13 protein-coding genes and 1 pseudogene are annotated in these 12,046 nt (G+C 43.4%); 4 read left to right on the top strand and 10 right to left on the bottom strand.

Annotated elements, in window-relative coordinates; translation table 11 throughout:
- Window positions 1-338 precede the first annotated feature (338 nt).
- From rpsG to IPJ02_06515, 3 genes are all read right to left on the bottom strand, one after another.
- Window positions 339-806, bottom strand: coding sequence for a 30S ribosomal protein S7 (rpsG, locus tag IPJ02_06505; GenBank protein MBK7375198.1), 468 nt, complete (start codon window positions 804-806; stop codon window positions 339-341).
- 59 nt (window positions 807-865) lie between these two features.
- Window positions 866-1,246: a 30S ribosomal protein S12 gene (locus IPJ02_06510; protein MBK7375199.1), complete on the bottom strand. Its 381-nt coding sequence runs from the start codon at window positions 1,244-1,246 to the stop codon at window positions 866-868.
- Window positions 1,247-1,394: 148 nt separating this feature from the next.
- On the bottom strand, window positions 1,395-2,459 hold the full coding sequence (locus tag IPJ02_06515; protein ID MBK7375200.1) for a branched-chain amino acid aminotransferase: 1,065 nt from the start codon (window positions 2,457-2,459) through the stop codon (window positions 1,395-1,397).
- A 54-nt stretch (window positions 2,460-2,513) separates the two neighbouring features.
- On the opposite strand from IPJ02_06515, the gene IPJ02_06520 reads away from it, so the two are divergent.
- Genes IPJ02_06520 through IPJ02_06530 form a run of 3 tightly spaced genes read left to right on the top strand, consistent with a single transcriptional unit; the run spans window position 2,514 to window position 4,049 of the window.
- Window positions 2,514-3,017 carry a hypothetical protein gene (locus IPJ02_06520; GenBank protein ID MBK7375201.1) on the top strand — a complete coding sequence of 168 codons (504 nt, stop codon included), beginning with the start codon at window positions 2,514-2,516 and terminating at the stop codon, window positions 3,015-3,017.
- A 10-nt stretch (window positions 3,018-3,027) separates the two neighbouring features.
- On the top strand, window positions 3,028-3,603 hold the full coding sequence (rdgB, locus tag IPJ02_06525) for an RdgB/HAM1 family non-canonical purine NTP pyrophosphatase (protein ID MBK7375202.1): 576 nt from the start codon (window positions 3,028-3,030) through the stop codon (window positions 3,601-3,603).
- A 17-nt stretch (window positions 3,604-3,620) separates the two neighbouring features.
- A complete protein-coding gene (locus tag IPJ02_06530) occupies window positions 3,621-4,049 on the top strand; it encodes a thioesterase family protein (protein ID MBK7375203.1) in 429 nt (142 codons plus the stop codon).
- Window positions 4,050-4,053: 4 nt separating this feature from the next.
- On the opposite strand, the gene aroE is transcribed toward IPJ02_06530, so the two are convergent.
- From aroE to IPJ02_06545, 3 genes are all read right to left on the bottom strand, one after another.
- Window positions 4,054-4,791, bottom strand: a complete 738-nt coding sequence (aroE, locus tag IPJ02_06535) for a shikimate dehydrogenase (protein ID MBK7375204.1) — start codon at window positions 4,789-4,791, stop codon at window positions 4,054-4,056.
- Window positions 4,791-5,561, bottom strand: coding sequence for a phosphosulfolactate synthase (locus IPJ02_06540; protein MBK7375205.1), 771 nt, complete (start codon window positions 5,559-5,561; stop codon window positions 4,791-4,793). Before IPJ02_06540 ends, aroE begins: the two co-directional genes overlap by 1 nt.
- Before the next feature lie 75 nt (window positions 5,562-5,636).
- Window positions 5,637-7,058 carry a tetratricopeptide repeat protein gene (locus IPJ02_06545; protein ID MBK7375206.1) on the bottom strand — a complete coding sequence of 474 codons (1,422 nt, stop codon included), beginning with the start codon at window positions 7,056-7,058 and terminating at the stop codon, window positions 5,637-5,639.
- A 177-nt stretch (window positions 7,059-7,235) separates the two neighbouring features.
- Here IPJ02_06545 and IPJ02_06550 point away from each other — a divergent pair, with 177 nt between their 5' ends.
- Window positions 7,236-7,568: a hypothetical protein gene (locus tag IPJ02_06550; GenBank protein ID MBK7375207.1), complete on the top strand. Its 333-nt coding sequence runs from the start codon at window positions 7,236-7,238 to the stop codon at window positions 7,566-7,568.
- Window positions 7,569-7,601: 33 nt separating this feature from the next.
- Here IPJ02_06550 and IPJ02_06555 read toward each other — a convergent pair whose 3' ends face one another.
- The 4 genes and pseudogenes from IPJ02_06555 to IPJ02_06570 form a co-directional block, all read right to left on the bottom strand.
- The gene (locus tag IPJ02_06555) at window positions 7,602-8,126 is read right to left on the bottom strand and encodes a DUF4412 domain-containing protein (GenBank protein MBK7375208.1); all 525 of its coding nucleotides are present in this window, start codon (window positions 8,124-8,126) and stop codon (window positions 7,602-7,604) included.
- A gap of 247 nt (window positions 8,127-8,373) precedes the next feature.
- Window positions 8,374-10,233: a membrane protein insertase YidC gene (gene yidC / locus IPJ02_06560; protein MBK7375209.1), complete on the bottom strand. Its 1,860-nt coding sequence runs from the start codon at window positions 10,231-10,233 to the stop codon at window positions 8,374-8,376.
- Between the two features lie 114 nt (window positions 10,234-10,347).
- Complete coding sequence (locus IPJ02_06565) at window positions 10,348-10,971, bottom strand: 50S ribosomal protein L25 (protein MBK7375210.1); 624 nt, start codon at window positions 10,969-10,971, stop codon at window positions 10,348-10,350.
- Window positions 10,972-11,089: 118 nt separating this feature from the next.
- Window positions 11,090-12,042: pseudogene (locus IPJ02_06570) on the bottom strand (ribose-phosphate pyrophosphokinase).
- Window positions 12,043-12,046: the final 4 nt, after the last annotated feature.

Here is a 12,046-nt window from a genome sequence, read left to right on the forward strand (position 1 = left end):
ATTTAGTATTTATGATTTTTAAGTGAAATTTTATGTGATTGACCTTTGTTCCTTGTTCCTTCCCGTTGTCCCGATCGCTGGCAGTACTTATTTGTACTTCTGGATCCACGCTGAGCATTTCTTCCCCGTAGCTGAACAGGTCCTTGCGGCTGTCCGGGGGTCCGATATGATGATTTATGCTCTCATTAAATGCTAAATAGTTCAGTGCCTTCCAAACAAATACTGAAGCTTTTAGCGGCGCAAATGTACGTTCATTTTTTTGAATATCAAAGGCCCAACCATTAAAAAAGCCATCTGCCGGTTGGCGGATGGCTTTACTATTTAAAAGCAGTTAAAACTTAGATACGGAAGTGTGCAAAAGCCTTGTTGGCCTCTGCCATACGGTGGGTATCCTCTTTCTTTTTATAAGCAGCTCCCTCACCCTTGCTTGCAGCTACGATCTCGTTGGCTAATTTGTCTGCCATACTGCGTCCGTTACGTTCCCGGCTGTATTTGATCATCCATTTGATACTCAGGGATACTTTCCTGTCGGCACGAACCTCGGAAGGTATCTGGAAGGTTGCACCACCAATACGGCGGCTGCGAACCTCAACGCCCGGCGTAATATTCGACAGGGCTTTTTTCCAAACCTCATAACCATCATCACCGGTCTGCTTGGCAACTTTATCCAATGCATCGTAAAAAATAATATAGGCGCCGCTTTTTTTACCGGCCCACATCAGGTTATTCACAAAACGGGTAACCAGTTTGTCGTTGAACTTCGGATCTGGCGCTAATGGTATCTTTTTGGGTTGTGTCTTCCTCATTGTTATTTATTTTGCCCCTCCGCCCCTAAAGGGGAACTGATTGCGGAGAAGATTATGTTTTACTTTTTAGCTTTTTCTTTTTTGGTTCCGTACTTACTGCGGCTTTGTTTGCGGTCTTTTACGCCGGCGGTATCAAGGCTGCCACGCACAATATGATAACGTACACCCGGAAGGTCTTTTACCCTGCCACCACGTATCAGCACAATGGAGTGTTCCTGCAGGTTGTGCCCTTCACCCGGTATATAGGCGATCACCTCGATCTTGTTTGTCAGGCGGACCTTGGCCACTTTACGCAAAGCCGAATTTGGCTTTTTAGGAGTGGTTGTGTACACCCTTGTACAAACACCACGGCGCTGCGGACAGCTGTCCAGGGCCCTGGACTTGCTTTTTGCTTTAATAACTTCTCTTCCTTTTCTTACTAATTGTTGTATTGTAGGCATTCTGTACCTTTTATTTTTAGGACGGCAAAGGTAGGGTTTATGATTTGATTTTTGAAAATTAAAGTCAAAAAAAGTCAATTTTTATTCACATTAAACAAAGAAAACCGCCCCTGGGGAGCGGTTTAAGCATATTTCCTTTTCAGTAAGATCAGATTTTGAACATCCAGCCGTGGTTATCAGCCATTTGACCATAACGGATGGCATTCAGCTGGCGCTTTAGTTCGGGGGCCGTTTTCCATTTTTCCACATCAAAGGTCATGGTATAATCCTTATAGCGCAGTTCCTTTATCGGGGATATCGTGGCCGCCGTTCCCGTGCCAAACACCTCGTACAGGATCCCAGCCCTGTGGGCATCAATGATATCATCAATACTCAGGCGCCCTTCTTCCACGTCAAAACCCATTTCCTTAAGCAAGGTAACCGCACTGTCCCTGGTAACTCCCGCCAGGATGGTCCCTGATTCCAATCCCGGCGTTATCGCCTTATTGCCAATGATGAAGAACACATTCATGGTTCCGCATTCCTGCACATATTTGTGCTCCATTGCATCCATCCACAATACCTGGTCGTAGCCTTTCAGTTTGGCCTGTGCAGTGGCATACATGGCAGCACCATAATTACCGGCAGCTTTTGCAAAACCAACGCCACCCGGTACAGCCCTTACATATTGCTCTTCTACATAAATACGCATAGGTGCACTGTAATACGGACCCGTAGGACTTAGAATGATCAAAAATTTATACTTATCGCTGGGCCTTACGCCGATCATTTCATCCGAACTGAACATGAAAGGGCGTATATAAAGCGAATGATCCGCCTGCTGGGGTATCCAGTTCTTGTCCAGTTCCACCAGCATACGCATGCCCTCCATAAAGATCTCTTCCGGAACCTGTGGCATCTGCATTCTTTCGGCAGATGCGTTGAACCTTTTATAATTGTCCAGGGGACGAAAAATGGAAACGTCCCCACTTTCATTTTTGTATGCCTTTATCCCTTCAAAAATCGCCTGGCCGTAGTGAAGCGCTGCCAGGGATGGTTCCAGTAACAGGGGCTGGTATGGTTTGATCTCTGCATTTTTCCATTCGCCATCCTCATAATCCACTTCCAGCATATGATCGGTGAAGTATTTACCAAAGGGAATATTAACGAGATTTATATCTTTTAACTTGCTCCGTTCAACTTTCGTGATATTAATATTTTCAGCTGCAATCATAATCGTTAATTTTACAGCAAAGAAACGAAAAAAACAAGATTTAACGGCGTTTTAATGAGTTTAGATAATATTCAACTTACTCCATTTGTACTTGAAAATCTGTTCAGCAAATCATTGTATGATCTGAAGCCGGCTAACCAGGATAAGGACAATACCGGACCCGGTAGTATTTTGTTTTTAGGCGACAATCAAAAAAGGATCGCCGTTCTTGTCAGTTCCCCGGAAACCATTTACTTACCCGAAGAAGAACTGAATTTCCTGCTGGGAATATTATCTGCCTGCAAACTGAGTATGGCGGATATTGCACTTATCAATATTTCAAAAAGTCCCCTGCAGTCTTATGCTGAAATTGCAGGACAGCTAAAGGCTGAAAAGGTATTCCTGTTTGGCGTTGAACCGGAGGCGTTGGGCATGCCGCTGCAGTTCCCACACTACCAGTTACAGCATTTCAATAACCAGGTTTACCTTTCTTCAGTGGCTTTGGCCCAACTGCAGGCAGATAAAAAAGAAAAGCTGAATCTCTGGAACAGCTTAAAAAAGGTTTTTTCAACAGAATAACGGCAACCAGATGGAGCATATCATATTTGCAACCAATAACCAGAATAAGGTAAATGAGGTAAGGGCTGTACTTGGAAAAAAATTCAATATCATAACCCTGGAAGAAGCAGGCATTGATATTGACATTCCGGAACCGCATGCTACGCTGGAAGAAAATGCTTCCGAAAAATCGAAAACGATATACAAGCTAACCGGCAAGAATTGTTTTAGTGAAGATACCGGGCTGGAGGTAGTGGCGCTGAACGGGGCACCCGGGGTAAAAAGTGCCCGGTATGCCGGCGAAGGCAGGAGTTTTGATGCCAATATCGAAAAGCTGCTGGATAACCTGAAACACCCAGGCAATAAAGCTGCCCGTTTCAGAACCATCATCTCGCTGATCACAGATGGTAAAGAGTATTTTTTTGAAGGGATCTGCACCGGGAAGATCATTTCAGAAAAAAGGGGGACCAATGGCTTTGGTTACGATCCTGTATTTGTTCCTGACGGCAGTGACCGGACCTTTGCAGAAATGGACCTGGAAGAAAAAAATAAGTTCAGTCACCGGAAAAAAGCGATGGAAAAACTGATCGTTTTTTTAAACAAGTAAAAGCCTTTTTAAAAAATATGGCAAGAATAAAAATTGAAGTGCCTGAAAAGATCATTGCATCCTTTTATATCCCGGTACGGATCACGGACATCAATTACGGCAACCACCTGGGCAATGATGCTTTTGTCAGCATCATCCATGAAGCAAGGGTACAATGGCTGCATCAATACGGTTACACGGAATTACGTATCGAAGAAACCGGCCTGATCATGAGCGACCTGGCCGTGGAATTCAAAAACGAATCATTTTATGGAGATGTGGTGGAAGTGAAAATAGGGGCAGGAGAAATATCCCGTGCCGGTTTTGAATTATACTATCAATTGTATGCCAAACGGGACCATGATAACGTACTGCTGGCGAAAGCAAGAACCGGCATGATCTGCTATGATTATGCCGCAAAAAAAGTGGCTGCCATTCCCGAACAATTAAAAAACATACTGATCTGACGGATCAGTCCTCGTTCCATAGCTTCCAGCTTTCCTCTGCCTGTATGACCAGCATTTCAAAGCCGTTTTTTATTGTTGCGCCCTGCTCCGCCCCCTTTTGCAGGAATAAAGTTGTAGCGGGATTATAAACCAGGTCATACAAGAGATGTTTTGAATGCAAAAATTGATATGGAATATCCGGGCAGCTATTGGTACGGGGGAAAGTGCCTAACGGGGTTGTATTGATGACCAGGCTGTGTTCGGTGATGATCTTTTCATCCAGGTCTGCATACGTTAGTGTTGACCCGTTATGTAAGTTCCTGCTTACAACCTGGTAACCGATGTTCAATCTTTGTAATACAAATTTCACCGCTTCCGCAGCGCCGCCATTACCCAGGATCAATGCATGCTTATGTTGCTCTTTAAGCAGTGGCAAAATAGAATTTTCAAAACCGGCAATATCCGTATTATACCCCAAGGCTTTCCCACCTTTGATTTTAATGCAATTACAAGCCTTTAAACCCGGCGGGATCCCCGTTGCAGTATGGAGATATTGAAATACGGATTGCTTATGTGGTATCGTAACATTCAGTCCTACCAGGTCCGGGTTATTTCTCAGCAGGTGAGGAAATTCAGTGATGGAGTGAATTGGAAAAGTCTTGTAGACACAATCAGTAATACCCTCTTTAATGAACTTTTCGGTAAAGTAATGCCCGGAAAAGGAGTGCGTTAACGGGAAACCGATGATGCCATACGTTCTCATTACCCGGCATCTTTGTTCAGATATAAATGGAATGTATCGCCCCGTAACCCGATACGCATTGCTTCCAGGGGGATCACTTCATTGGGGGGTATGTTGCCCAGGTTCACATTACAGCCGATCAGTTCCAGAAAATACAGTTGCTGGGCTTTTTGCGGAGCTTCCCAGATTATTTTTTCCTCCGGGATCTGTGTAAGGATTTCCTGCACCAGGCCTTCCCTCACCTCACCCGTACCACGGTAAATACCCACATTGCCAGCTTCTCTTGCTTCTGCAATTACATAGGTTGATCCGGCTTCCAGTTCGGCCCGCATCAGTTCGATCCATTTGTAGGGCGGAATAATATGAGCGGCATCTTTACTGCCCACTTCGCTTAAAACCACTCCCAGTTTAGCCAGTTTTTCAATGTAACCGCATTTTTCAGCATGCGGTATATTGATGGACCCGTCACTTACTTCCATGTAACTTACCCCGAACTCTTTACATACGCTGATGTAATCCTCAAACTGGTTCCTGATAAGAAATGCTTCAAACAGGGTGCCGCCAAAGTAGATGGGCATATCAAAAGACCGGTATACTTCCAGTTTTTCTTTCAGGTTGGGCGTAACATACGAGGTTCCAAATCCGAGCTTTACCACATCCACATGTGGATGGGTTACACTCATAAAATTCCTCACTTCTTCTACACTGAGTCCTTTATCCATCACCATGGTAATACCGTGGTTACGTGGTTTCTTATTCCGCTCGGGAATCTGAGTAAGTTTAAAATTCATGATCCGTTGTTTAGGAACTGCAAAGATAAGCCCGGAAAGGCATATTTGGCAAAAGGAGTAAGCAGGTAAACGTACCTAAATGGATTTTCGTTTTTTATACCGGGCAATGATATCCACCACCTGCTGTACCTGCAGTAAGGATGGATTGATCTCAATGAGTTTCTTAACCAGCCTGGGATTCCTGTCCATACCGGATTCCAGCTGCAACAACGCTTCTTTGGATTTACCCAACATGAACAGGAAGACGGTTTTATAAAACAGGAATATGGGTTTCCCATCCGTTTGTTCATAAGCGAACCCTGCATATTCCAGTGCTTCTTCATACATTTCGGCCTTGTATAAACATTTTAGAAGTTCAACCCATCCATTTATGTTTTTAGGCCGGGTTCTCACAACATTGCCAAAACAGGTGATGGCATCTTCCAGTCTGTTCAACTGCATATAACATTGTCCCATAGCTAGGTTATACTCCGGTTGCATGCGATGGGTACGTAAAGCCGTCTCAATGTTTTTGATGGCACTCTCCCAATGTCCCTCATTCATGTACGTGCAGGCAATTTTATAATTCAACTGGCTGTCGTCGCTGTTTAAATGACTTGCCTTTCTGTAATTAAAACGGGCCTGGGCGTAATCACCCATTTTATCATAGCAGTGGCCGATGGCTTCGTAAATAACATCTTCCGGCCTTGCCAGCTCCAAAACTTTTTCCAGCACTTCAACCGCCTCTTTATACCTGCGCAGGCGTATATAAGCATCCCCCATATTACGAAGGGCGTAATCAAATTTTTCATCAATGGCTACTGCATACTGGTAAGCATCAATGGCTTTTTCATACAGCTTTAGTCCCTGGTACGCTGCCGCCAGGTTAAACCAGGCAAGTTCATTAAAGGGAGATTCCTCAATTATTTTCTGATGCAGCCTGATGCCTTCTTCATTCCGGCCGGTAAAATCTGTCCAAAAGCAAATTTTGTATAAAGCCTCTTCATTAGTTGGTTCCTGCTCCAGGATCATCCTGAGACAATCAAAAACCTTATCAAAATTCTCATAGTCATCATACACGTCGGCCAGTTCAAACAGCAGGTCAACCTTCTCCTCTCCTTCAAAATCCTCAATGGCCGCCTCCAGGACAGATGCAGCTTTTTGCTGAAGGTCAAGAGCCAGGTACGCATCCGTCTTTAAAATATACAGATTGGCATCCTTGCTGTCCATTGTTTCTGCCTGGTCAAGGATAAATAAAGCCTCTTTATAACGTTTTAACGCTATCAACAGATCGGCTTTTTTCAATAACAATAAGGAGGAATAGGGATATTGCTGTATGCCGTATTCAGCTGCCTCCAGGGCCTGTGGCAACTGCTCTTTTTCATCAAAATAATCAATAATACGTTCAAAGGATTCTTCTTCAAGGAAAGAGTTGGTTTTGCCGGTTTTGAGGTTGTCAAATTGCTGGAGAAGAGCCTTTATTTCATCACGGTTTTGGCGATAAGGATATTTACTCATGATTTATAGGTTGTTGTAAATTAGGAACTTTTGAAGAAAATGGCAAGTTTTAGTAACCTTTTTTACACATAAACGTTAAAAGAATGTCAAAAGAATTGATGAACGGTATGGTTTTAGAGAGTATTTTTCTATATATTTGTCTTAACAAAGTCAGAGCCAATGATTAAAAATGCCAAAATGATACTAGGAATTGTTATACTCAGCGGTATAACATTCAGTGCTTTGGCCGACAGGGGGATAGGAAAGAAGAGCAAAGCAAATGTTTCCCTGAATATAGCTTCATCCGGAAATCTTAGAAATTCCGTTTCACTTAATTTAAAATCAGGCTTAAAATATACCGGAAGTTTATTGGCTAACCAGCAAAAGGATGGCAAGGCAATGTTAAGCAATACGTTACTTACCTATAAGAAAGGGAATACCATTTATATCATACCACACAAACAGGTAATTGCCGTTCCGGAAATGAGCCAGGGTTATACCGGCATGAAACTGATCATAAAGCCACACTAGTAATTATTTCCTGGTTTTACCTTACCGTGCTTTTTATTTACCTTTTTTCAACTGTTGATTTTCCTCGTAGGTCATTATTCTGTATCCCGAGGTTGGGAAGTCAAATTGTGAGACCAGAACAGGTTCGTAGGCTATTTTAGATAATGTATACCTGAATTTTGTCTTGCCGGATTCTATTTCATATTGAACCGGCAAACCCGGCAGATTGGTGAAGGTTGCATCATAATCCCGGTTGGCAGGTAATATATCGGGTGTATAATAAATCATGAACGTTTTTCCATCGGCGGTATTTGCAACTGCCTTCCTGGTATTATATCCCCCGATTGTTTTGGTCTCGCCGGTAAGTTCAAATTTAACACTGCTGTTCATTTTATTTTTAGACCTCCAGTTCTCCTTGCTCAGTGTGATCATCAGCTTTTGCCCGCTGAATTCCTTAAGGATAACGGCACTCTCTGATTTAGAGTTAAAAATGGTTATTTCCTTACCCAATGCACTTACCATGTCAGTACGGCTGTTGTTCCCCTTTAAGTAAACGGTATTGGTGGCTGTATTCAGGATCCCCCACCTTGCTGCACATTACCGGATTGAATGGCAACATCGTATACCAGTGTACCCTCTGATATCATCTTTTGGGAAAATGATACCCTGGTACAGGTAACTAAAAAAACCAGCAGCACGAATGGCTTCAAATTATTCATCGTTTCCTTATTTTATTAAAGATAATAAAATCCCGTGCCAAACAGGCATACAAAAAACCTGCATACCCGGTGAGAACATGCAGGTCAACAAATTTTAACTAAGTATTCTATCTTTTACCATTTTTCTTCCTGGTCTCCTGCAGTTTCTTATTACTTTCCTGCATCGCCATTAACCGTTCCTGGAATTTGTTTTGCTTGACAGGCCGTTTGCGGTTCACTTCGATCTGTGCAAGGATCTTTTCGTGGTTGATTATGTACTTCTGGATCACGATCTGCAAAATAAGTGTGATGGTGTTTGAAACGGTATAATACCAGGTCAAAGCCGCCGGCAGGTTATTAAATACACCCAGCAGCAATACAGGAAATATGTACGGCATGTATTTCATTACAGGATTTGTATTATCCTGCATACTGCTCATGCTGTAGATCGATATTACCAGGCTAGTCAGTGTGGCAGTTATGGTAAATAAACTTACATGATCGCCATAAAAAGGTATTGAAAACGGAAGGGTTGCCACAGAATCGTACGCTGCCAGGTCTTTAGCCCATAGAAAGTTCTGGCCCCTTAACGAGATATTGGACTGGAAGAAATAATACAGCGACATAAATATCGGTATCTGCAGCAAGGCAGGCAAACAGCCACCTAAAGGACTCACCCCGGCAGATTTCCACAATTTCATTTGCTCCATACCAAAGGCCTGCTGGTCCAATTTACCGGATCTGTCTGTGAATTTTGCTTTCAGGAGATCGATCTCGGGCTTTAAGGCCTTCATCTTGGCCCCGCTCAGATAGCTCTTATACAAAATGGGTGATGTGATCAACCGTATAACCAGCGTCAGGATCAGGATCACGATACCCATGCTGGCAATATTGTTCCTGAGAAAATCGAAGATCGGTAATAAAAAATGACGGTTAATGTATTTCACAAAAGCAAACACGCCGCTTCCGTAAGGCACAATATCCTGCATCTGATTGTTGTTTTTACCAAGCACATTGTAATCGCTGGGGCCATAATACAACTGCAACGGGATCTCCGCTTTTGAACCACTGGCCAGGGCAAGCCTGCAACTGGCCGATGTTTGCGACACGATCTTTAATGAATCCGCCGGCAGGGTCCATTTAACGATGGCACTCTGCATTTTGTTTTTCGCAATGAATGCCGATACAAAGAACTGTTGCTTGACCGCCAGCCAGTCAACCGTGTTCTCAAACTTTTTATCATCCCCCGATCCCAGGTATTCAAAATCATAACTGCCGTTTTTAAGGTAACAGATATGGGTTTGTTCCCGCTCATATTTCAAATCATTTTCAGCCTGTGCCGCTTCGGTCTGCCACAGGAAATTAATGCTGTTCTGTGAGAATAATTTATCAGCCCCGTTAACCGATATATTCAGATCCAGCATGTAGCTGTTTTGCGGCAGCGTGTAACGGTGTATGATCTCCTTCCCGGCCGAATCTCTCAAAACAAATGAAATGCTTTGTGACCTATCTGCTGCGGTGGTCTTTCCGCTGCTCACGAACGGAACGTTGGCTGTTTCCGTCGTTTGGTTCACTCCCGTGTTGATCGTGTAAGAGATCTTGTTGTATGAACCTTTGCCCAGAACGACCGGTTTACCATCATATTTCCTGAACTCCTTCAATGCAACATCTGCAGGTTGCCCCCCCTTATTGGTGAACACAATTCTCAGTACATCATTTTCCAGTGTATCAAAACGCTCCTTCCCGGTTGAGTCTGTGATAAAGACCGCCGGTAATTGCTCTTTCTTTTTGATTGCCGAATCTGACCTCAGGGAATCCAGCTTTACCAATGCCATATCTGGTTTCGGCTTTGAAGCAGTTATTGAATCTTCTATCCTTTTCTTTTCCTTAAGATAAGTCTGGTTGCTCTGGCTGTTAATTATAAACATTGCTATCAATAAAGCACCAATCAACACAAAACCAATTATCGTATTTCTGTCCATTCCCATGTTTTCCTGTTTTAGGTTGGCAAAGGTAATTAAAGTTTCATGGCTATGCCGTACCAGCCAAAAAAAGCCCCTCCATAACGGAAGGGCTGTGTTTCAGTCAGTTTAGCTGATGAATTATTTCTTTTCAGCTGCGGGCGCAGCAGCCGGAGCTGCAGTTGCTTCTGCTTTCGGAGCGGTTGCTTCCTCCTGCTTCAATTGCCTTGTCATGGTAACAGAAGCGATAGGAATACGGGGAGAGTTCAGTATTTCCATATTATCTGTCATTACATCCTCCACCCTTATATTTTCATTCAGTTCCAGCTTATCAATATTCACTTCAATGCTTTCCTTAAGGTATTTAGGGAATGCCTTTACCTTTAATGTCTTCATTTTAGTAACCAATTTACCTCCGGCCTTAACGCCGGCAGGTGCTCCAACAAATTTAAGCGGCAGGGTAGCGATCACTTTTTTATCGTCAACCAGTTCTAAAAAGTCAACATGCAGTAACGCATCACTTACCTTATGAAACTGCAGGTCTTTTAAAATGCAGCGATAGGATTTGCCTTCCACGGTTACTTCTGCCACCATAAATTCCGGTGTGTACACGATGTCTTTAAAAGCAGTTGCCGGAGCATAGAAATTAATTTCCTGTGAACCACCATAAATTACACCTGGCACCATTTTCTGAGAGCGAAGTTGGCGGGTGGCTTTTTTTCCGCTTTCGGTCCTCAGTTGTCCTTCGATCGTAATTGATTTCATTTTTTGTAGAATTTTTTATGAGGCGCAAAGGTAGCGAAAATGCAACAACAGGCAATGGACGATCAGCAATAAAAGTGGATTAAATATCTAAAGGGCATTTTTGCCCTTTGTTGATTGCTTATTTCTTATTTGCCATCCTGCTACGCATAAATAGACTGTTAATGCTCTTATTTTCAAAGGCATTACGTATTGTAACAGCAAATAATTCATCCGTTGAGATCACTTTTATCTTACTGCATTCGCCCCGGAGTGGAATGGTATCACAAACCACCAGTTCATCCAGCACACTACTCTCAATATTCTTGTAAGCGTTGCCACTCAGTACCGGGTGTGTACACATGGCCCGTACACTCCTGGCTCCATTCTCTATCATCAATGCAGCGCTTTTGGCCAGCGTTCCTCCTGTGTCGCATATATCATCGATCAAAACCACATCTCTTCCTGTAACGTCTCCTATTACTACCATGCTTGCAATTTCATTGGCTCTTTTCCGGTGTTTATCACAGATCACCATTTCACATTCGAAGTAGGTTGCAATTTCCCGGATACGGTTGGCGCTGCCAACATCGGGTGCCGCAAAAGTGAGGTTTGGCAACTTCAGGCTCTCAATGTAGGGTATGAAAATAGCAGATGAGTCCAGGTGATCCACGGGTATGTCGAAATATCCCTGGATCTGTGGAGCATGCAGGTCCATTGTAATTACCCTGTCTGCACCGGCAGCTGTAAGCATATTGGCCACCAGTTTTGATCCAATGGCCACCCGGGGCCTGTCTTTCCTGTCCTGCCTTGCCAATCCGTAATAAGGAATAACAGCAATTACTTTATAGGCAGAAGCCCTTTTCGCTGCATCGATCATTAACAGCAACTCCATCAGGTTATCAGAGGGCGCATACGTACTTTGAATAAGAAAAACAAAACGGCCACGTATGCTTTCCTTGAACTCAACATAGATTTCGCCATCACTGAACCGCTGAATATTTACTTTCCCGAGTGGTTCCCCGAATTTTTTGCGATTTTTTCGGCTAAATACTGCGATCCTGTGCCGGAAAAGATCTTTGCATTTGATTCCATATTT

It is taken from the genome of Chitinophagaceae bacterium (assembly GCA_016710165.1).
GTDB lineage: Bacteria > Bacteroidota > Bacteroidia > Chitinophagales > Chitinophagaceae > Ferruginibacter.